Origin of the sequence: Azohydromonas lata NBRC 102462 (assembly GCF_001571085.1) — a bacterium.
GTDB lineage: Bacteria > Pseudomonadota > Gammaproteobacteria > Burkholderiales > Burkholderiaceae_C > Azohydromonas > Azohydromonas lata.
The window spans coordinates 22,697-41,281 of record NZ_BCTC01000005.1 but is presented as its reverse complement, the minus strand read 5'-3'; the positions used below and the strand labels follow the sequence as shown (position 1 = coordinate 41,281).

The window sequence follows — 18,585 nt, the reverse complement described above, 5'->3', positions numbered from 1 at the left end:
CAATCGCGCCCCTATGCCAGCCGTCAGCTTCCAGAACGTCAGCAAGACCTACGACACGCCGCGCGGCGCTTTCCGCGCCCTCGACGGCGTGAGTTTCGACATCGAGCGGGGCGAGTTCTTCGGCCTGCTGGGCCCCAACGGTGCGGGGAAAACCACGCTCATCAGCATCCTGGCGGGCCTGAGCCGCGCCAGCGGCGGGCAGGTCACCGTGCTGGGCCACGACGTGGTTGGCGACTACGCCAGCGCGCGCAAGCAGCTGGGCATCGTCCCGCAGGAGCTCGTTTTCGATCCCTTCTTCAGCGTGCGCGAGACGCTGCGCATCCAGAGCGGCTACTTCGGCGTCAAGAACAACGACGACTGGATCGACGAGCTGCTCACCGAGCTGGGCCTGGCCGACAAGGCGCAGTCCAACATGCGCCAGCTCTCCGGCGGCATGAAGCGCCGCGTGCTGGTGGCGCAGGCGCTGGTGCACCGGCCGCCCGTCATCGTCCTGGACGAGCCCACCGCCGGCGTGGACGTGGAGCTGCGCCAGACGCTGTGGCAGTTCATCGCCAAGCTCAACCGCCAGGGCCACACCGTGCTGCTGACCACGCACTACCTGGAAGAGGCGGAAGCCCTGTGCCACCGCATCGCCATGCTCAAGCGCGGGCGCATCGTGGCGCTGGACCGCACGGCCAACCTGCTCGCGGGCACCGCCAGCACCATGCTGCGCTTCAAGACCGACGACGTGCTGCCCGCGGCGCTGGCCGCCCACGCCCGCGTCACCGGCCGCATCGTGCAGCTCAAGGCGCATGACGCCGCCGAGATCGAAACGCTGCTGGCCGCGCTGCGCCAGAGCGGCGTGCGCGTGGAGGAGCTGGAAATCGGCCGCGCCGACCTGGAAGACGTGTTCATCGAAATCATGCAGGGCGCCGAGTTCGAGGCCGCCGCGCAGGGAGTGGCGGCATGAAGGCCGGTCGTTTTGAGGGCGCCGGAACGCTGTTCCGCAAGGAAATCCTGCGCTTCTACAAGGTGAGTTTCCAGACCGTGGCGGCGCCGGTGCTCACCGCGGTGCTGTACCTGCTGATCTTTGGCCACGTGCTGGAGGCGCACGTGCAGGTCTATCCGGGCGTGGCCTACACGAGCTTCCTCATCCCGGGGCTGGTGATGATGAGCGTGCTGCAGAACGCCTTCGCCAACAGCTCCAGCTCGCTCATACAGAGCAAGATCACGGGCAACCTGGTGTTCTTGCTGGTCACGCCGCTGTCGCACTGGGCCTGGTTCGTGGCCTACACGGGCGCGGCCATGGCGCGCGGGCTGATCGTGGGCCTGGGGGTGTTCGCCGTCACGGCCTGGTTCGCGCCGCCGCGGCTGGCCGAGCCATGGTGGATCATCGTCTTTGCCGTGCTGGGCGCGGGCATGCTGGGGGCACTGGGCCTGATCGCCGGGCTGTGGGCCGAGAAGTTCGACCAGATGGCCGCCTTCCAGAACTTCATCATCATGCCCATGACCTTCCTGTCGGGCGTCTTCTACTCGGTGCACTCGCTGCCGGGCTTCTGGCAGGGCGTGAGCCACCTGAACCCCTTCTTCTACATGATCGACGGCTTTCGCCACGGCTTCTTCGGCGTGGGCGACGTCTCGCCCTGGACCAGCCTGGCGGTGGTCGGCCTGAGTTTTGTTTTCGTCGCCGGCGTGGCGCTGCAGTTGCTGCGCAGCGGCTACAAGCTGCGGCATTGAGGCCTTGGGCGGCGCGCCGCAGGCGCCGCTTTCGGCCACTTTCCAGCCGTTTTTCAAGGACTTGGTTACGGGTTGAAGCCCGGGAGATGGCCCAGCATGCCGGGGGAGCTTGGCGCGCCCCGCTAGAATCGCGCCACCATGGCCAATCCCACCCCTGACGAAGTCCGCAGCTACATCGCTGCCGGCCTCGACTGTTCGCACCTGGCGGTGGAGGGGGATGGCGAACATTTCTTCGCCACCATCGTGTCCGCCGCCTTCGAAGGTCTCTCGCGCATTGCGCGCCACCAGCGTGTGTACGCCGCCCTGGGCGACCGCATGCGCCAGCAAATCCACGCGCTGTCCATGAAGACGCTGACGCCGGCCGAATGGGCCGCGCAGCAGCCTTCCGCAGACCACCACCACTGACGCCTACGCGGCCTTGTCGCCGCGGTGGGCGTGCGCGGCGACCGCGCCAGCCCCTTCGCCGCCGCCGAGCCGCCTTGCCCGCATTCCCAGCATGGACCAACTCCTGATCCGCGGCGGCCGCTCCCTGAAGGGCGAGATCGTCATCTCCGGCGCCAAGAACGCGGCGCTGCCTGAGCTTTGCGCCGCGCTGTTGACCGCGCAGCCCGTATGCCTGGCCAACGTGCCGCGCCTGCGCGACGTGGGCACCACGCTGGCGCTGCTGCGCACCATGGGCGTGGCCGCCGACTGGTGCGGCGAACGCGGCACCCCCGGCGGCGACGAGGTGCTCATCGACGCCCGCGCCGGCATAGAGCCCGTGGCGCCCTACGAGCTGGTCAAGACTATGCGCGCCTCCATCCTGGTGCTGGGCCCGCTGCTGGCCCGCCTGGGGCGCGCCACGGTGTCGCTGCCCGGCGGCTGCGCGATCGGCTCGCGCCCGGTGGACCAGCACATCAAGGGCCTGCAGGCCATGGGCGCGACCATCGCGGTGGAGCACGGCAACATCGTCGCCACCAGCGACGGCCGCCTCAAGGGCGCGCGCATCACCACCGACATGGTCACCGTCACCGGCACCGAGAACCTGCTCATGGCCGCCACGCTGGCCGAGGGCGAGACGGTGCTGGAGAACGCGGCGCAGGAGCCGGAAGTCATCGACCTGGCCGAGATGCTCATCGCCATGGGCGCGCGCATCGAGGGCCACGGCAGCAGCCGCATCCGCGTCCAGGGCGTGGCCGAGCTGCACGCCCCGCGCGAGCCGCACCGCATCGTCCCCGACCGCATCGAAACCGGCACTTTTATTTGCGCCGTGGCCGCGGCCGGCGGCGACGTGCTGTTGAAGAACACGCGCCCCGACCACCTGGACGCCGTGCTGGACAAGCTGCGCGAGGCCGGCGTGCAGATGGAAACCGGCGCCGACTGGATACGCGTGCGCGGCGACGGCCGGCTCAAGGCCGTGAGCTTTCGCACCAGCGAATACCCGGCCTTCCCGACCGACATGCAGGCGCAGCTCATGACGCTCAACTGCATGGCCGAAGGCGCCGCCAAGGTGACGGAGACCATCTTCGAAAACCGCTTCATGCACGTGAACGAGCTGCTGCGGCTGGGCGCCAGGATAGAGGTGGACGGCCACACCGCCGTCATCCAGGGCGTGCCGCAGCTCTCCGGTGCCACCGTCATGGCCACGGATTTACGCGCCTCGGCCAGCCTCGTCATCGCCGGCCTGGTGGCCCAGGGCGAGACGCGGGTGGACCGCATTTACCACCTCGACCGCGGCTACGACCGCATGGAAGAGAAGCTGCGCGCCGTCGGCGCGGACATCGAGCGCGTCAAGGCCTGAGCCGTAGTCATCCCATGAACGACACCATCACCCTGGCGCTATCCAAGGGCCGCATCTTCGAAGAAACGCTGCCGCTGCTGCGCGCCGCGGGCATCGAGGTCGGCGAGGACCCGGAGAAGTCGCGCAAGCTCATCCTGCCCACCAACCGAGCCGAGGTGCGCGTGGTGCTGGTGCGCGCCACCGACGTGCCCACCTACGTGCAGTACGGCGGCGCGGACCTGGGCGTGGCCGGCCTGGACGTGCTGCTGGAGCACGCGGGCGGCGAGCTGGCCACGGGCCTGTACCAGCCGCTGGACCTGCGCATCGCCTGCTGCCGCATGAGCGTGGCCGTGCGCTCCGATTTCGACTACGCCGCCGCCGTGCGCCAGGGCTCGCGCATCCGCGTGGCCACCAAGTACACCCACATCGCGCGCCAGCACTTCGCCGACAAGGGCGTGCACGTGGACCTGATCAAGCTCTACGGCTCCATGGAGCTGGCGCCGCTCACCGGGCTGGCCGACGCCATCGTGGACCTGGTGTCCACCGGCTCCACGCTGCGCGCCAACCACCTGGTGGAGGTCGAGCAGATCATGCCCATCTCCTCTCGGCTGGTCGTGAACCAGGCCGCGCTGAAACTCAAGCGCGCCGGGCTGCGGCCGCTCATTGACGCCTTTGCCGGCGCCATCCCCGCCTGACCCTTTCAACCTTTCCAGTTTTCTCCACCAACCGGAACCACTGCGTCCATCCCATGAGCCTCCAGCTGCGCCACCTCAGCACCGCCGCCGCGGATTTCGAATCAGCCCTCCAGCGCGTGCTGCACTGGTCGGCCGAGACCGATGCCGCGATCGAGCATCGCGTGGCGGAGATCATCGAGGCCGTGCGCACCCGCGGCGACGCCGCCGTGCTGGAGTTCACCGCCCGCTTTGACGGCGTGCAGGCCGACAGCGTCGCCGCCCTGGAGCTGGGCCGCGAGGAGCTCAAGGCCGCGTTCGACGCCATCACCCCCGCGCAGCGCGAAGCGCTGGAGTTCGCCGCCAAGCGCGTGCGCAGCTACCACGAGCGCCAGCTCGAAGCCAGCGGCAAGAGCTGGAGCTACCGCGACGAGGACGGCACGCTGCTGGGCCAGAAGGTCACGCCGCTGGACCGCGTGGGCATCTACGTGCCCGGCGGCAAGGCGGCCTATCCGTCCAGCGTGCTGATGAACGCCATTCCCGCCCACGTGGCCGGCGTGCCGGAAATCGTGATGGTGGTGCCCACGCCCAAGGGCGAGAAGAACCCGCTGGTGCTGGCCGCGGCCTACGTGGCCGGCGTGCATCGCGCCTTCACCGTGGGCGGGGCGCAGGCCGTGGCGGCGCTGGCCTACGGCACGGCGTCCATCCCGCGCGTGGACAAGATCACCGGCCCGGGCAACGCCTACGTCGCCAGCGCCAAGCGCCGCGTCTTCGGCCAGGTGGGCATCGACATGATTGCCGGGCCCAGCGAGATCCTGGTGCTGGCCGACGGCAGCACGCCGGCGGACTGGGTGGCCATGGACCTGTTCAGCCAGGCCGAGCACGACGAGCTGGCGCAAAGCATCCTGCTGTGCCCCGACGAGGCCTACATCGCGCAGGTGCGCGAGGCCGTCGAGCGGCTGCTGCCGGGCATGCCGCGGGCGGACGTGATCCGCGCCTCGCTGGAAGGCCGCGGCGCGCTGATCCACACGCGCTCCATGGAGGAGGCCTGCGAGATCAGCAACCGCATCGCCCCGGAGCACCTGGAGGTCAGCTCCAGCGAGCCGCACCGCTGGGAGCCGCTGCTGCGCCACGCCGGCGCCATCTTCCTGGGCGCGTTCACCAGCGAAAGCCTGGGCGACTACTGCGCGGGGCCCAACCACGTGCTGCCGACGTCCGGCACGGCGCGTTTCAGCTCGCCGCTGGGTACCTACGACTTCCAGAAGCGCAGCAGCCTCATCGAGGTGAGCGAGCAGGGCGCGCAGCAGCTGGGCCGCATCGCCGCCGAGCTGGCCTACGGCGAAGGGCTGCAGGCCCACGCGCAGGCCGCGGAGCTCCGCCTCAAGAAGGAGGGCGTGTGATGACGGCCCCCAAGACCCCCACGACGGATTCCCTGCAGGCGCTGATGCAGCGCGTCATCCGCCAGGACGTGCAGTCCATGCACGCCTACGCCATCCAGGACAGCCGTGGCCTGGTGAAGCTGGACGCGATGGAAAACCCTTTTACCTTGCCGCAGCCGCTGCAGGCGGCGCTGGGCGAGCGCCTGGGCAAAGTGGCCATCAACCGCTACCCGACGACTTGCGTGGGCGACGTGGTCGCGGCGCTGTCCCGGTACGTCGAGCTGCCTGAGGGCTGCGCGCTGATGCTGGGCAACGGGTCCGATGAGCTGATCTCGCTGCTGGCGCTGGCCTGCGACCGGCCCGGCGCCAAGATCCTGGCGCCGCTGCCCGGCTTCGTGATGTACGAGATGTCGGCCAGGCTGCAGGGCCTGCAGTTCGTGGGCGTGCCGATGACGGCCGACTTCGAGCTGGACGAGGCCGCCATGCTGGCCGCCATCGAAGAGCACCGGCCCGCCATCACCTACATCGCCTACCCGAACAACCCGACCGCCAACCTCTTTGACGACGCCGTGGTGCAGCGCATCGTGGACGCCGTGGGCGCGCTGGGCAGCGGCTTCGTGGTGTTCGACGAGGCCTATCAGCCCTTTGCCTCGCGCTCGTGGATGCAGCGCATGGCGCAGCACCCGCACGTGCTGGTGATGCGCACGCTCTCCAAGTTCGGCCTGGCCGGCGTGCGCCTGGGCTACATGGCCGGCGCCGCGGCGCTGGTGCACGAGATCGACAAGGTGCGCCCCCCCTACAACATCAGCGCCCTCAACGCCGAAGCGGCGCTGTTCGCGCTGGAGCATGCGGACGAGTTCGCCCGCCAGGCGGCCGTGCTGCGCGAGGAGCGTGCCGCGCTGCTGACCCAACTGCGGGAACTGCCCGGGGCGCGGGCGTATCCCAGTGAGGCCAACATGATCCTGGTGCGCGTGCCGGATGCGAAAAAGGCCTTCGAGGGCATGAAGTCCCGCGGGGTGCTGGTGAAGAACGTCTCCGCGCTGCACCCGCTGCTGGACAACTGCCTGCGCCTGACGGTGGGCACGCCCGCCGAAAACCGTTTGATGATCGACGCCCTGAAAGCGAGCCTGTGATGTCGTCCCGAGAGCCCCGTATCGCCGAAGTCCGGCGCGATACCAAGGAAACGCAGATACGCGTGCGTATCAACCTCGACGGCAGCGGCCAGGCCAAGCTGGCCACGGGCATCGGCTTCTTCGACCACATGCTCGACCAGATCGCCCGCCACGGCCTGGTGGACCTGGAAGTCGAATGCGCGGGCGACCTGCACATCGACGGCCACCACACCGTGGAAGACGTGGGCATCACCCTGGGCATGGCCGTGGCCAAGGCCGTGGGCGACAAGAAGGGCCTGACCCGCTACGGCCACAGCTACGTGCCGCTGGACGAGGCGCTCTCGCGCGTGGTGGTGGACTTCTCCGGCCGCCCGGGGCTGCACATGGGCGTGGAGTTCACGCGCGCCACGATTGGCGCGCTGGACACGCAGCTCGTGTTCGAGTTCTTCCAGGGTTTCGTGAATTACGCCCTGGTGAGCCTGCATATCGACAACCTCAAGGGCGTCAACGCGCACCACCAGTGCGAGACGATCTTCAAGGCGTTTGGACGCGCGCTGCGCATGGCCTGGACGGTGGACGAGCGCGCCGCCGACGTGATTCCTTCCACCAAAGGGTGTCTCTGAGATGAGCAACCGCACCGTCGCGGTCGTCGATTACGGCATGGGCAACCTGCGCTCGGTGTCGCAGGCCGTGCTGCACGTGGCCGAGGGCACCGGCCTGGACGTCATCATCACCTCGCGTCCCGAGGAAGTGCGCGCCGCCGAGCGCGTGGTGTTGCCGGGCCAAGGCGCCATGCGCGACTGCATGCGTGATTTGGCCGACTCCGGCCTGCGCGAGGCCGTGCTGGAAGCCGCCGCCAGCAAGCCGCTCATGGGCGTGTGCGTGGGCATGCAGATGCTGCTGGACCACAGCGAGGAGCAGGACACGCCGGGCCTGGGGCTGATCCCGGGCCGCGTGCGCCGCTTCCAGCTCGAAGGCCGGCTGCAGGCCGACGGCAGCCGCTTCAAGGTGCCGCACATGGGCTGGAACCAGGTGCGCCAGACGCAGCCGCACCCCATTTGGGCCGGCGTGCCCGACGAGGCCTATTTCTATTTCGTGCACAGCTACTACGCCGTGCCTGAAAACGCTGCTCACAGTGCGGGTGAAACCGACTACGGTGGCAGCTTTACCTGCGTGGTGGCCAGGGATAACATTTTTGCCTCCCAGTTCCACCCGGAGAAAAGCGCGGCCCACGGCCTGGCGCTCTACCGCAACTTCCTGCTCTGGAAGCCCTGAAGCTCCCCAAGCTCCGAAGTACCGAGAAATCGGTTTTCCTTTCCAACCCCTAATTGCTCTGCCGAGCCATGCTCCTCATCCCCGCCATCGACCTCAAGGACGGTAAATGCGTGCGCCTTCAACAAGGCGACATGAATGCATCCACCACGTTTGGCGAGGACCCGGCCGCCATGGCGCGGCGCTGGGTTGACGCCGGCGCGCGCCGGCTGCACCTGGTGGACCTCAACGGCGCCTTCGCCGGCAAGCCCGTCAACGAGGCTGCCATCAAGTCCATCCTCGCCGAGGTGGGCGACGAGATCCCGGTGCAGCTTGGCGGCGGCATCCGCGACCTCGACACCATCGAGCGCTACCTCGACGACGGCCTGAGCTTCGTGATCATCGGCACCGCCGCGGTCAAGAACCCGGGCCTGCTCAAGGACGCCTGCAGCGCCTTCGGCGGCCACATCATCGTGGGCCTGGACGCCAAGGACGGCAAGGTCGCCACCGACGGCTGGAGCAAGCTCACCGGCCACGAGGTGGTGGACCTGGCGCGCAAGTTCGAGGACTACGGCGTCGAAGGCGTGATCTACACCGACATCGGCCGCGACGGCATGCTCACGGGCATCAACATCGACGCCACCGTCAAGCTCGCGCAGGCGCTGTCGGTGCCCGTCATCGCCTCCGGCGGCCTGTCCAACATGACCGACATCGAGCGGCTGTGCGAGGTGTACAGCGAGGGCGTGGAGGGCGTGATCTGCGGCCGCTCCATCTACACCGGCGCGCTGGACTTCGCCAAGGCCCAGGAGCGCGCCGACGAGCTGCTCGAAGGCGTCGCCCGCTAAATGCTCGCCAAACGCATCATTCCCTGCCTGGATGTCACGGGTGGGCGCGTCGTCAAGGGCGTGAACTTCGTGGAGCTGCGCGACGCCGGCGACCCGGTGGAGATCGCCGCGCGCTACAACGACCAGGGCGCCGACGAGCTGACCTTCCTGGACATCACCGCCACCAGCGACGGGCGCGACCTCATCCTGCACATCATCGAGGCCGTGGCCTCTCAGGTGTTCATTCCGCTGACCGTGGGCGGCGGCGTGCGCACCGTGGAAGACGTGCGCCGGCTGCTCAACGCGGGCGCGGACAAGGTGAGCTTCAACTCCGCCGCCGTGGCCAATCCGCAGGTGATCCGCGATGCGTCCGAGAAGTACGGTGCGCAGTGCATCGTGGTGGCCATAGACGCCAAGGAGCGCAATGGCGAGGACCTCGCCGCGCGCGGCCCCGGCTGGGACGTCTACACCCACGGCGGGCGCAAGAACGTCGGCCTGGACGCCGTCGCTTGGGCCCGGCAGATGGCCGAGTACGGCGCGGGCGAAATCCTGCTGACCAGCATGGACCGCGACGGCACCAAGATCGGCTTCAACCTGGAGCTCACCCGCGCGGTGAGCGACGCCGTGCCCGTGCCCGTCATCGCTTCCGGCGGCGTGGGCGCGCTGGAGCACCTGTCCGAAGGCATTCGCATCGGCGGCGCCGACGCGGTGCTGGCGGCCAGCATCTTCCACTACGGCGAGTTCACCGTGGCGCAGGCCAAGGCGCTGCTGGCGCGCGACGGGATTCCGGTCCGGCCATGAAAAGCCACGCGCCGACGCGCGAGGCGCGCGGCGGCGCGTCCCGCTCTGCTGCAGCCACCGCTAACGCGCCGCGCGAGGTGCGGCTGATCGGCGGGCTGTGGAAGCGCAGCAAGCTGCCCGTGGCCGACAAGCCCGGGCTGCGGCCCACGCCGGACCGCGTGCGCGAAACCCTCTTCAACTGGCTGGGCCAGGATTTATCCGGCTGGCGTGTGCTGGACGCCTACGCGGGCAGCGGGGCGCTGGGCTTCGAGGCCGCCTCGCGCGGCGCGGCCCAGGTCACGCTCCTGGAGCGCGACACGCAACTGGTGGCCAGCCTGCGCGCGTCGCAGCAGCGCCTGAAGGCCTCGCAAATGGACGTGCGGCAGGCTGATGCCATCGCCTGGATGCGCAGTGCGGCACCGGGCAGCTTCGAGCTGGTCTTCATCGATCCGCCTTTCGACGCCAACCTGTTCGACGCCTCGATCGCGGCGGCACGCCCGCTGCTGGCGTCGGATGGGTTCATTTACCTGGAGGCGCCGGTGGCGTTGACGCAGGCGCCCGCGGGGCTGCGGCTGCACCGGCAAGGGCGGGCCGGCGCCGTGTTCTTCCACCTGCTGCAGCGCGACGACCACGCGGGCGGCACCGCTTCTGCCACGGAGGCCCAGCCATGACCAGCACCACGCGGCTCACCGCCGTCTATCCCGGCACCTTCGATCCGCTGACGCTGGGCCACGAGGACCTCATGCGCCGTGCCAGCCGGCTGTTCGAGCGGCTCATCCTGGCCGTGGCCGCCGGGCACCACAAGCGCACCATGTTCAACGTGGACGAGCGGCTGGAGATCGCACGCGAGGTGGCGCGGGCCTATCCGAACGTGGAAGTCATCGCTTTTCGCGGCCTGCTGCGCGACTTCGTGGTCGAGCACGGCGGCAAGGTGGTGGTGCGCGGCCTGCGCGCGGTGAGCGACTTCGAGTACGAGTTCCAGATGGCGGGGATGAACCGCCAGCTCATGCCGGACGTGGAGACGCTGTTCCTCACGCCCAGCGACCAGTACCAGTTCGTCAGCGGCACCTTCGTCCGCGAGATTGCCACCCTGGGCGGTGATGTCTCCAAGTTCGTGGCACCCTCGGTCCTGCGCCGCCTGCAGGAACGCGTGAGCCGCGCCTGACGCTGCATCAGGCCACCGTCCCCCACATCACTGAAGTAAGAAGGAGAGCGTTGATGGCGCTCATGATCACCGACGAGTGCATCAACTGCGACGTCTGCGAGCCCGAATGTCCCAACCTGGCCATCTCGCTGGGCGTGGAGTTCTACGAGATCGACCCGGAGCGCTGCACCGAGTGCGTGGGCCACTTCGACGAGCCGCAATGCGTGCAGGTCTGCCCCGTGAGCTGCATCCCGGTCAACCCGCAGCGCGTGGAAGACAAGGAATCGCTGTGGGCCAAGTACCGCCGGCTGCAGGCCGCGACGGCGGCATCGGCGGGCTGATCTGACGCTTTCCAACGACAAAGGCCGGCGGTCTGCCGGCCTTTGTCATTTCTGGCGCTGGCTGGCGACGCCCGGCAGGCCTCAGGGCTGCGCGTCTGCCGGCTTGGCCGCTTTTGACGGTTTCGCGGGCTTGGGCTCCACCGGCGTGCGGGCCGTGCGGGCGTTTTCAGCAGCGGCGCGATGCCGCTTGCCGTGGTGGCGGCTGTTGGCCGATTTGTGGTCTGCGGCGGGTGGCGCAGCAGGCTTGGCCAGGCGTGCCGGCGAAGATGCTGCCGTGCCGGCGGCCGACGCCGGCTGCCGCAGCCCCTGGGCCAGTTCCGCATCGCGCTGTGTGCGCTGGGCAGCCTCGCTGCGCTGCGCGTCGGTGCGCGGGTCGGCCACGTTCAGCGCCTGGCCGCCGGGGCAGGGCGTCTGGCGGTAGTCGCTGCCGTCCGGTCCGCAGCGGTAGACGGCTTGTGCCGAGGCCGCGGTGGCGGCCGCCAGCAGCAAGGCGGGCAGCAGCACGCGCTTCATCAGGAGACGCTGCCTTTGTTCACGCCGTCCTCACCGCTGGCAGCAGGAGCGGCGGGCGTCGCGGCGGCGGCTGGTGCTGCCGCCGGCTTGGGCGGTTTGGGCCGCGGCGGGCGGGCGTTGAGCTTCATGGTGGCGCGCTCCATGTCGGCCGCCAGCAGCAGGTCCAGCGCCTGAAGCGACTTGTCTATGCAGGCGTAAATGGCCTCGCGGTCGGTGGGCGAGGGTTTTTTCAGCACGTAGTTCACGACCTCGGCCTTCACGCCGGGATGGCCGATGCCCAGCCGCAGCCGCCAGAAGTCGGCGCTGCCGAGCTGCGCCTGCATGTCCTTGAGGCCGTTGTGGCCCGCGTGGCTGCCGCCGCGCTTGAGCTTCATCTGGCCGGGCAGCACGTCCAGCTCATCGTGCGCAACCAGGATTTCCTCCGGCGCGATCTTGAAGAAGCGCGCCAGCGCCGCCACGGACTTGCCGGACAGGTTCATGTAGGTCTGGGGCTCCAGCAGCCACAGCGGGCCTTCGGGGCGGTTGACCCGCGCGACCAGGCCCCAGTAGCTGCGGTCGGCCACCAGCGTCGTGCGCAACTGATGTGCCACGGCGTCCACCCACCAGAAGCCGGCGTTGTGGCGCGTGTCCTCGTATTCCGGGCCGGGATTGCCCAGGCCCACCAGCAGTCGAATCATGGTGTGGATTATCGCGAGGCGGATGTGCAGGCCGGCGCGGGCAGGGCATCAGGCCCGGCGGCGCAAGCCGCGAAGCGGCGCGGCGCACAGTTGAGCCTGCGGGCCGCGCACGTAAAAAAGCCCCGCTGGGCGGGGCTTTTTCGAGAAGGTAGAGGCCGTGAGAGGCCCCAGGCAATTACTTCTTGCCCTTCTTGCCCTTGGCGGGAGCGGCGGCAACCACCGGAGCCACGATCTCTTCTTCGGCCTTGGGCGGGTTGGCCACGACGATCACCGGGTTGCGGCCACGGTTGACCAGCTTGACGTTGGCCGGCAGCTTCAGGTCGGAGGCGTGCAGCGACTGGCCATTGACCAGCTCGCCCAGGTCCACGGTCAGGAATTCGGGCAGCTGGGCGGCCAGGCACTCGACTTCGATCTCGGTGGTCACGTGAGCGATGGTGCACTTGTCGGTCTTGACGGCCGGCGAGTTCTCTTCGTTCGTGAAGTGCAGCGGCACCTTCTTGTGCAGGCGGGTCGTTTCGTCCACGCGCTGGAAGTCGATGTGCATCACGATGGGCTTCCAGGCGTGCATCTGGTAGTCACGCAGGATGACCTTGGAGGTCTCGCCGTTGAGTTCCATTTCCAGCAGGGAGCTGTGGAAAGCTTCCTTCTTCAGGGCGTGGAACAGGGCGTTGTGGTCCAGCTCGATCGTGGCGGGCTCGCCGGCGCCGTAAACGATGCCAGGCACCTTGCCAGCAATGCGCAGGCGGCGGCTCGCTCCGGTCCCCTGCAGGGTGCGCTCAAAAGCGACGAATTTCATGCTTCACTCCAAGTGAATCGGGCACCCGCGACCAGGCTGCCCAAGGTGTAAACGGGCCGAGAGGCCCGCCATGCGAAAAGGGCTCCCGCAAGGGAGCCCGCTCATTCATCAGAAATTATTGTTTTGCTCGGCGAACAGAGACGTCACCGATTCGCCGTCCGAGATGCGGCGGATGGTCTCCGCGAACAGGAAGGCCACGGAGAGCTGGCGGATCTTGCGGCAGCCGCGGGCGGCTTCGCTCATGGGGATGGTGTTGGTGATCACCACCTCGTCCAGCGCCGAGTTCTGGATGCGGTCGATGGCCGGGCCGGAGAACACGGCGTGCGTGCAGTAGGCGTAAACGTTCTTGGCGCCGCGGTCCTTGAGGACTTCGGCCGCCTTCACCAGCGTGCCGGCGGTGTCGATCATGTCGTCCATGATCACGCAGTTGCGGCCTTCGATCTCGCCGATGACGTGCATCACTTCGGAGACGTTGGCGGCGGGACGGCGCTTGTCGATGATGGCCAGGTCGCAGCCCAACTGCTTGGCCAGGGCGCGGGCGCGCACCACGCCGCCGACGTCCGGGCTCACCACCACCAGATCGGTGTAGCTGCGGCTCTTGAGGTCGGACAGCAGCACCGGCGAGGCGTAGATGTTGTCCACCGGGATGTCGAAGAAGCCCTGGATCTGGTCGGCGTGCAGGTCCATGGTCAGCACGCGCTCGACGCCCACGGTCTCCAGCAGGTTGGCCACGACCTTGGCGCTGATGGGCACGCGGGTGGAGCGCGGACGGCGGTCCTGGCGGGCGTAGCCGAAGTAGGGCATCACGGCCGTGATGCGGCGTGCACTGGCACGCTTGAGCGCATCGACCATGATGAGCAGTTCCATCAGGTTCTCGTTGGTCGGAGCGCAGGTGGACTGCACCACGAACACGTCGCGCGCACGCACGTTTTGCTGGATCTCGACGGTGACTTCCCCATCGGAGAAGCGGCCGACAGAAGCCTTGCCGACTTCGACGCCCAGGTGGGTGGCGATTTCCTGGGCCAGCAACGGATTGGCGTTGCCGGTGAACAGCACGGTATTGAACAACACGATGCGCGCTCCGTCGAAACGGGTTTTGGAAGCGAAGCGGCGCCGTCAAAGCGGCGCCGCAAGCTTGGGTGATGACACTACTTATTTATTTGGCAGGGGAGGAAGGACTCGAACCCTCGCATGTCGGAATCAAAATCCGATGCCTTGACCAACTTGGCGACTCCCCTACACCGGTTCCGGCTCGCGCCAGCACCTGAAACTTGTCAGCCGACCCAGCCATCCAATGGATGACGGCTCAAACTGCTGCACAACCTTCCCGCCCACTTCGTCGGAAGCGATGCCAGTGCACTTGCATCATCTTCTAACTTTGTCGCCGTAAGCGAGACATCGATTGTAGCACGTTTTTTTATTCTTGCAAACACTGCGCTTCCGGAACCTGTCATTCGGCTATTGCCGTATCGGGCCCGCAACCACTGGGCAGCTTGCGCTACCTCGTGAGCTTGATCTTCAGCGGCGGCTTGCAAGTCGTTGTGACCGAAGCCTGGCTGCAAGATCGTGTGCGTCACGTCGTCTGCAGGAAAGAACGCGACTATAGCATCGGTTTTTCGGCCTGACAACAGGGGGCTCGAAAAAATGTTCTTCGTAGGGAGTTCCACAGGTGGCTTGACGACGGCGAATCGCTCCACCGGCACCTCCAGCGGCGTGAGGCGGTCGCCAATGCCCTCGACGAACGCATTGCGCCCGCCGACGAAGAAAGGCACGTCCGCCCCCAGCAGCGGCGCGAGCTCCAGCAGTTGCGCGCGGCTCCAGTTCAAGCCCCAGAGGCGGTTGAGCGCCAGCAGCACGCTGGCCGCATCGGAGCTGCCGCCGCCCAGGCCCGCGCCCCAGGGCACGCGCTTGAGCACGAAGATGTCCGCCCCCAGCGCCGTGCCGCTGCGCTGCTGCAGCAGCCGCGCAGCGCGCAGAGACAGATCGTCTTCCGGCAACGCCGGCCCCAGGTCGTGGCGGTGCAACTGCCCGTCGTGCCGCAGCTCGAAGTGCAGCGTGTCGCTCCAGTCTATGAGGACGAACACCGACTGCAGCAGGTGATAACCGTCCTCGCGGCGTCCCACCACGTGCAGGAAGAGGTTCAGCTTGGCGGGGGCAGGGACGTCGTAGAGCGCGCGCAAGGACATGGGCGATGGAGGCAAAGCCGCCGGGCAGGCCGGCAAGAACTCAAAAATGAATCAGGGATTCTGATCCAGCCGCGCCCGCACCCCTATGGCCGGCTGCTGCGACCGCTGCGCCAGCAGCACGCCGTCGCCATAGCGGCTGAGGTCGATGCGCCAGCCCAGCTGCTCGAAGCCGTCGGCCAGGCGCTGCACCGGGGCACCGGGCCACGGTCGGCCATGCAGCCACTCGATGAGCGCGGCCAGCGGCATGGGCTCGCCCAACATGCGCTCCGAGAGCGCGTCCAGGCTGGCGTCGCGGCTTTCGCCCTGCGAGGTCTGCAGCAGCGCCTGCCCCGGCATCCACTGCGCGCGCGCCAGCACCGTGCCCAAGGGCGAGGTGAGCTGCAGATGGCCGCGCTCGGCATTGCCCTGCAGCTCGAAGGCGGCGCTGAAGCTGCGCGCCGGGGCCTCGTTGAAGGCGTCCACCTGCACGGCCAGGCGGCCGGCCACCATGTCCGGCGCCACGGCGCGCGGGGGCTGCGCGCATGCGGCCAGCAGCACCGCCGGCAGCGCGGCGGCCAGCCGGCGCCGGCGTATCACAAGTCGACCTTCAATCGCGCCAGCGTCGCGCGCAGCAGCTCGTTGCTGCCGTCGCGCCCGCGGGCTTCGCGCCACACGCGCAGCGCCTCGTCGCGCCGGCCCAGCGTCCACAGCACTTCACCCAGGTGCGCGGCGATTTCGATGTCCGGCCGCGCCGTGTAGGCCTGCTGCAGCAGCCGCAGGGCCTCCTGCGTGTTACCCATGCGGAATTCGACCCAGCCCAAGCTGTCGATGATGAAGGGGTCGCCCGGCGCCAGCTCCAGCGCCTTGGCGATGAGCTGCCGCGCCTCCGGCAGCCGCTGGTTGCGCTCGGCCAGCGAGTAGCCCAGCGCGTTGTAGGCGTGCTGGTGGTCCGGCTTGAGCGTGATCACCTGGCGCAGCAGCCGCTCCATCTCGTCCACGCGATCCAGCTTCTCGGCCGCCATGGCCTGCTCGTACAGCAGGTCCGGATCGGCACTGAAGCGCTGGTTGCCCGCGGCCAGCAGTTTGTAGGTTTCGTCCCAGCGCTTGAGCTCGCGCAGCCACTGCACCTCGGCCATGAGCTTGGCGCGCGCCTCCTCCTCGCTGCGCTCAGGCAGGGCGTGCAGCAGGGCACGGCCTTCGTCCACGCGGCCCTGGTGCGCCAGCAGCAGCGCGCGGCGCGCCTGCACTTCCACCAGGCGCTGCGGGTCGTCTATGCCGGCGAGCCAGCGCTCGGCCTGCGCCATGTCGCCGCGCTGCTCGGCCGCTTGGGCCAGCAGCAGTTGCGCCTGCGTCACGCCGCGCTGGCGGGCCTCGTCGGCGGGCTCGTCCTCGCCTTCCTCGTTGGCACTGGCGCCCTGTTCGCGCACCAGTTGCAGATAGCGCTGCAGCGCGACTTCGGCGCGCGCGGGCTCGCGCAGCTCCAGCCGCAACGCGCCCAACATCAGGAAGGGCGGCGCCACATCCGGCTTGGCCTGCGTGACCAGCTCGACTTGCTGCACCGCCTCGCCGTAGCGCTGCATGGCGCTCAGGGTGCGGGCATACGACAGCCGCACCGCCGGCTCGGCCTGCGGCTGCTCCATGTAGCGGCGCACCAGCGCGTCGGCCGCCACCTGGCGCGGCAGCATCTCCAGCGCCAGCAGGGCCGGCGCGGGCGAGTTCGGATCGTCGGCCGCCGCCTGTTCCGCCAGCGACAGGGCGCGTTGCGCTTCGCCCGCGGACAACCAGGCGCTGCCCTGGGCCACGCGGCTGATGGTGCGCGTGTCCGGCCGCTCCAGGTAGGGTTTGAGCACGTTGTCCAGCAGTTGCGCCGTCTCGCGCGGCTGGTCCTGGCGCTGCAGCAGCCGCGGCAGCGTGGCGATCAGGCCCGGGCGCTCGGCGTCGGGGCTGCGCTCCAGCAGCGTGCGCAGCGGCTCGGCCACTTCGTTGCCGCGGTGCAGCGCCAGCAGCAACTGCAGCTCGAAGCGCAGTGCCTCGCCGGACTGCGGCAGCGCCTGGCGCCAGGCCTTGGCGGCCTGCAGCGCCTGGTCGCCCGCACGGGCCTGCAGCGCGATCTCCACCGTGCGGCGGAACAGCCCCTCGTCGCGCAGCCGCCGCGCGGCGTCCAGGTAGAGCTGGTAGGCGTCGCCCGCCTGGCCGTTGCGCAACACGATCTCACCCACCAGCAACTGGTAGAGCAGCGGCGTGTCCAGCGCCGAGTTCTGCGGCACCGGCGCAGCCGGGCTTGCACTTGGGCTGGAAGCCGGGGCCTCGGCCGGCGCCGGCGTCTGCGTTTGGGCCTGCGCCGCGTATGCGGTGCACAGCATGGCGGCGGCGGCCACGCCGCGCAGTTGCGCGCGCAGCGGGCGCTTGAACCATTGCGAGGCAAATCCGGCCATCAGCACTCCTTTTGCGTTTTCATTCTAGGTGGCCGGTGACCCCGCCACTCCCGCGAGGCCATCGGCAGCGCTGCGGATAATCATGCCGATGCCTGAATTGCCTGAAGTCGAAGTCACGCGGCGCAGCGTCGCGCCGCGGCTGGAAGGTTCCATTGTCCGCGCCGTGCGCGTGGGCGCTGCGCTGCGCTGGCCGCTGGGCGTGGAGCCGCAATCGCTCGTGGGCCTGCGCGTGGGCACGCTGCAGCGGCGCGGCAAGTACATCTGGCTGCCGCTGCTGGACGCTGGCACCGGCGCCCCCCAGGGAGGCCTGCTGCTGCACCTGGGCATGTCGGGCTCGCTGGCCCTGCTGGAGCAAGCCCATGCGCCGACGAAGCACGAGCACTTCGACCTCGCCACCGACGCCGGCACATTGCGGCTGACCGACCCGCGCCGCTTCGGCGCCGTGGTCTGGTCGCCCGCGCTGGACGCGGGCATGGCCGCCAGGCTCCTGGCGCGGCTGGGCTGTGAGCCCTTCGACCCCGCGCTCACCGCGGCGCGGCTGCGCGAGGGCTTCAGCCGCCGCAGCGTCCCCATCAAGACCGCGCTGCTGGCCGGTGACATCGTGGTGGGCGCCGGCAACATCTACGCCTGCGAGGCGCTCTACGAGGCCGGCATCGACCCGCGCACCCCCGCCAACACGCTGAGCCTGGCGCGCTGCGAGAAGCTGCTGCAGGCGCTGCGCCGCATCCTGGGACGCGCGCTGGAGCTGGGCGGCTCGACGCTGCGCGACTTCCGCGACGCCCACGGCATGAGCGGCGCCTTCCAGCACGAGGCCGGGGTCTACGGCCGCGAAGGCCAGGACTGCCGGCGCTGCGGCACCCCCGTGCAGCGACTGGTGCAGGCGCAACGCTCGACCTTTTTCTGCCCAAGGTGTCAGCGGCGGTGAATTTCCGCAGTGCCTGTGGCTTTCCTGTCAGCAAGTGTTTGCCTCACCCGTGTCCACGGGGGGGCTGGGCCACAATGGCCTTTGCATCCCCGGCCTG

At 68.9% G+C, this 18,585-nt stretch carries 22 protein-coding genes and 1 tRNA gene; 15 read left to right on the top strand and 8 right to left on the bottom strand.

The annotated features are described in order from the left end of the window. Positions 1–13: 13 nt before the first annotated feature. The 14 genes from ALA01S_RS03425 (at position 14) to ALA01S_RS03360 (ending at position 10,977) form a co-directional block, all read left to right on the top strand. Entirely contained in the window at positions 14–949 is a 936-nt protein-coding gene (locus ALA01S_RS03425) for an ABC transporter ATP-binding protein (RefSeq protein WP_066332063.1), read from the top strand. Then, entirely contained in the window at positions 946–1,716 is a 771-nt protein-coding gene (locus ALA01S_RS03420) for an ABC transporter permease (protein WP_066332060.1), read from the top strand. Before ALA01S_RS03425 ends, ALA01S_RS03420 begins: the two co-directional genes overlap by 4 nt. A gap of 138 nt (positions 1,717–1,854) precedes the next feature. After that, complete coding sequence (locus ALA01S_RS03415; RefSeq protein WP_066332058.1) at positions 1,855–2,121, top strand: BolA family protein; 267 nt, start codon at positions 1,855–1,857, stop codon at positions 2,119–2,121. A 91-nt stretch (positions 2,122–2,212) separates the two neighbouring features. Continuing rightward, the gene (gene murA, locus ALA01S_RS03410) at positions 2,213–3,496 is read left to right on the top strand and encodes a UDP-N-acetylglucosamine 1-carboxyvinyltransferase (RefSeq protein WP_066332056.1); all 1,284 of its coding nucleotides are present in this window, start codon (positions 2,213–2,215) and stop codon (positions 3,494–3,496) included. A 14-nt stretch (positions 3,497–3,510) separates the two neighbouring features. Further along, positions 3,511–4,170, top strand: a complete 660-nt coding sequence (hisG, locus tag ALA01S_RS03405; protein ID WP_066332053.1) for an ATP phosphoribosyltransferase — start codon at positions 3,511–3,513, stop codon at positions 4,168–4,170. 53 nt (positions 4,171–4,223) lie between these two features. Further along, positions 4,224–5,546, top strand: a complete 1,323-nt coding sequence (hisD, locus tag ALA01S_RS03400) for a histidinol dehydrogenase (protein WP_066332050.1) — start codon at positions 4,224–4,226, stop codon at positions 5,544–5,546. Then, a complete protein-coding gene (hisC, locus tag ALA01S_RS03395) occupies positions 5,546–6,658 on the top strand; it encodes a histidinol-phosphate transaminase (RefSeq protein WP_066332048.1) in 1,113 nt (370 codons plus the stop codon). Before hisD ends, hisC begins: the two co-directional genes overlap by 1 nt. Then, positions 6,658–7,260 (top strand): imidazoleglycerol-phosphate dehydratase HisB, encoded by a 603-nt coding sequence (gene hisB, locus ALA01S_RS03390; protein WP_066332047.1) that lies wholly within the window; start codon positions 6,658–6,660, stop codon positions 7,258–7,260. The genes hisC and hisB overlap by 1 nt, the downstream gene beginning before the upstream one ends. Before the next feature lies 1 nt (position 7,261). After that, positions 7,262–7,912 carry an imidazole glycerol phosphate synthase subunit HisH gene (gene hisH / locus ALA01S_RS03385; RefSeq protein ID WP_066332045.1) on the top strand — a complete coding sequence of 217 codons (651 nt, stop codon included), beginning with the start codon at positions 7,262–7,264 and terminating at the stop codon, positions 7,910–7,912. Positions 7,913–7,980: 68 nt separating this feature from the next. Then, positions 7,981–8,733, top strand: coding sequence for a 1-(5-phosphoribosyl)-5-[(5-phosphoribosylamino)methylideneamino]imidazole-4-carboxamide isomerase (gene hisA, locus ALA01S_RS03380; protein WP_066332035.1), 753 nt, complete (start codon positions 7,981–7,983; stop codon positions 8,731–8,733). Then, complete coding sequence (hisF, locus tag ALA01S_RS03375) at positions 8,734–9,513, top strand: imidazole glycerol phosphate synthase subunit HisF (RefSeq protein ID WP_066332033.1); 780 nt, start codon at positions 8,734–8,736, stop codon at positions 9,511–9,513. It abuts the gene before it with no gap. Continuing rightward, positions 9,510–10,163, top strand: a complete 654-nt coding sequence (rsmD, locus tag ALA01S_RS03370) for a 16S rRNA (guanine(966)-N(2))-methyltransferase RsmD (protein ID WP_084267173.1) — start codon at positions 9,510–9,512, stop codon at positions 10,161–10,163. The genes hisF and rsmD overlap by 4 nt, the downstream gene beginning before the upstream one ends. Next, positions 10,160–10,657, top strand: coding sequence for a pantetheine-phosphate adenylyltransferase (coaD, locus tag ALA01S_RS03365; RefSeq protein WP_066332030.1), 498 nt, complete (start codon positions 10,160–10,162; stop codon positions 10,655–10,657). The genes rsmD and coaD overlap by 4 nt, the downstream gene beginning before the upstream one ends. A 53-nt stretch (positions 10,658–10,710) precedes the next feature. After that, entirely contained in the window at positions 10,711–10,977 is a 267-nt protein-coding gene (locus ALA01S_RS03360) for a YfhL family 4Fe-4S dicluster ferredoxin (RefSeq protein ID WP_066332027.1), read from the top strand. A gap of 81 nt (positions 10,978–11,058) precedes the next feature. On the opposite strand, the gene ALA01S_RS03355 is transcribed toward ALA01S_RS03360, so the two are convergent. From ALA01S_RS03355 to ALA01S_RS03320, 8 genes are all read right to left on the bottom strand, one after another. Further along, complete coding sequence (locus ALA01S_RS03355; RefSeq protein ID WP_066332025.1) at positions 11,059–11,490, bottom strand: hypothetical protein; 432 nt, start codon at positions 11,488–11,490, stop codon at positions 11,059–11,061. Beyond that, on the bottom strand, positions 11,490–12,167 hold the full coding sequence (gene pth, locus ALA01S_RS03350) for an aminoacyl-tRNA hydrolase (protein ID WP_066332023.1): 678 nt from the start codon (positions 12,165–12,167) through the stop codon (positions 11,490–11,492). The genes ALA01S_RS03355 and pth overlap by 1 nt, the downstream gene beginning before the upstream one ends. A 175-nt stretch (positions 12,168–12,342) precedes the next feature. Then, positions 12,343–12,963, bottom strand: coding sequence for a 50S ribosomal protein L25/general stress protein Ctc (locus ALA01S_RS03345; protein WP_066332020.1), 621 nt, complete (start codon positions 12,961–12,963; stop codon positions 12,343–12,345). A 108-nt stretch (positions 12,964–13,071) separates the two neighbouring features. Continuing rightward, the gene (locus ALA01S_RS03340; RefSeq protein WP_066332018.1) at positions 13,072–14,034 is read right to left on the bottom strand and encodes a ribose-phosphate pyrophosphokinase; all 963 of its coding nucleotides are present in this window, start codon (positions 14,032–14,034) and stop codon (positions 13,072–13,074) included. A gap of 90 nt (positions 14,035–14,124) precedes the next feature. Beyond that, a tRNA-Gln gene (locus ALA01S_RS03335) sits at positions 14,125–14,201 on the bottom strand. A gap of 36 nt (positions 14,202–14,237) precedes the next feature. Beyond that, a complete protein-coding gene (gene ispE, locus ALA01S_RS03330; RefSeq protein ID WP_174548604.1) occupies positions 14,238–15,143 on the bottom strand; it encodes a 4-(cytidine 5'-diphospho)-2-C-methyl-D-erythritol kinase in 906 nt (301 codons plus the stop codon). A gap of 57 nt (positions 15,144–15,200) precedes the next feature. Further along, the gene (locus tag ALA01S_RS03325; RefSeq protein ID WP_238455677.1) at positions 15,201–15,725 is read right to left on the bottom strand and encodes an outer membrane lipoprotein LolB; all 525 of its coding nucleotides are present in this window, start codon (positions 15,723–15,725) and stop codon (positions 15,201–15,203) included. Beyond that, on the bottom strand, positions 15,722–17,563 hold the full coding sequence (locus tag ALA01S_RS03320) for a tetratricopeptide repeat protein (RefSeq protein ID WP_066332238.1): 1,842 nt from the start codon (positions 17,561–17,563) through the stop codon (positions 15,722–15,724). The genes ALA01S_RS03325 and ALA01S_RS03320 overlap by 4 nt, the downstream gene beginning before the upstream one ends. A gap of 88 nt (positions 17,564–17,651) precedes the next feature. Between ALA01S_RS03320 and mutM the strand changes: the two genes are divergently transcribed. Beyond that, on the top strand, positions 17,652–18,488 hold the full coding sequence (mutM, locus tag ALA01S_RS03315; protein WP_066332014.1) for a bifunctional DNA-formamidopyrimidine glycosylase/DNA-(apurinic or apyrimidinic site) lyase: 837 nt from the start codon (positions 17,652–17,654) through the stop codon (positions 18,486–18,488). Positions 18,489–18,585: the final 97 nt, after the last annotated feature.

What these genes read in the sequence shown, in the direction of transcription:
- ALA01S_RS03425 (WP_066332063.1), top strand. Translation starts at nt 14, where the DNA reads ATGCCAGCCGTCAGCTTCCAGAACGTCAGCAAGACCTACGACACGCCG.
- ALA01S_RS03420 (WP_066332060.1), top strand. Translation starts at nt 946, where the DNA reads ATGAAGGCCGGTCGTTTTGAGGGCGCCGGAACGCTGTTCCGCAAGGAA.
- ALA01S_RS03415 (WP_066332058.1), top strand. Translation starts at nt 1,855, where the DNA reads ATGGCCAATCCCACCCCTGACGAAGTCCGCAGCTACATCGCTGCCGGC.
- murA (WP_066332056.1), top strand. Translation starts at nt 2,213, where the DNA reads ATGGACCAACTCCTGATCCGCGGCGGCCGCTCCCTGAAGGGCGAGATC.
- hisG (WP_066332053.1), top strand. Translation starts at nt 3,511, where the DNA reads ATGAACGACACCATCACCCTGGCGCTATCCAAGGGCCGCATCTTCGAA.
- hisD (WP_066332050.1), top strand. Translation starts at nt 4,224, where the DNA reads ATGAGCCTCCAGCTGCGCCACCTCAGCACCGCCGCCGCGGATTTCGAA.
- hisC (WP_066332048.1), top strand. Translation starts at nt 5,546, where the DNA reads ATGACGGCCCCCAAGACCCCCACGACGGATTCCCTGCAGGCGCTGATG.
- hisB (WP_066332047.1), top strand. Translation starts at nt 6,658, where the DNA reads ATGTCGTCCCGAGAGCCCCGTATCGCCGAAGTCCGGCGCGATACCAAG.
- hisH (WP_066332045.1), top strand. Translation starts at nt 7,262, where the DNA reads ATGAGCAACCGCACCGTCGCGGTCGTCGATTACGGCATGGGCAACCTG.
- hisA (WP_066332035.1), top strand. Translation starts at nt 7,981, where the DNA reads ATGCTCCTCATCCCCGCCATCGACCTCAAGGACGGTAAATGCGTGCGC.
- hisF (WP_066332033.1), top strand. Translation starts at nt 8,734, where the DNA reads ATGCTCGCCAAACGCATCATTCCCTGCCTGGATGTCACGGGTGGGCGC.
- rsmD (WP_084267173.1), top strand. Translation starts at nt 9,510, where the DNA reads ATGAAAAGCCACGCGCCGACGCGCGAGGCGCGCGGCGGCGCGTCCCGC.
- coaD (WP_066332030.1), top strand. Translation starts at nt 10,160, where the DNA reads ATGACCAGCACCACGCGGCTCACCGCCGTCTATCCCGGCACCTTCGAT.
- ALA01S_RS03360 (WP_066332027.1), top strand. Translation starts at nt 10,711, where the DNA reads ATGGCGCTCATGATCACCGACGAGTGCATCAACTGCGACGTCTGCGAG.
- ALA01S_RS03355 (WP_066332025.1), bottom strand. Translation starts at nt 11,490, where the DNA reads ATGAAGCGCGTGCTGCTGCCCGCCTTGCTGCTGGCGGCCGCCACCGCG.
- pth (WP_066332023.1), bottom strand. Translation starts at nt 12,167, where the DNA reads ATGATTCGACTGCTGGTGGGCCTGGGCAATCCCGGCCCGGAATACGAG.
- ALA01S_RS03345 (WP_066332020.1), bottom strand. Translation starts at nt 12,963, where the DNA reads ATGAAATTCGTCGCTTTTGAGCGCACCCTGCAGGGGACCGGAGCGAGC.
- ALA01S_RS03320 (WP_066332238.1), bottom strand. Translation starts at nt 17,563, where the DNA reads ATGGCCGGATTTGCCTCGCAATGGTTCAAGCGCCCGCTGCGCGCGCAA.
- mutM (WP_066332014.1), top strand. Translation starts at nt 17,652, where the DNA reads ATGCCTGAATTGCCTGAAGTCGAAGTCACGCGGCGCAGCGTCGCGCCG.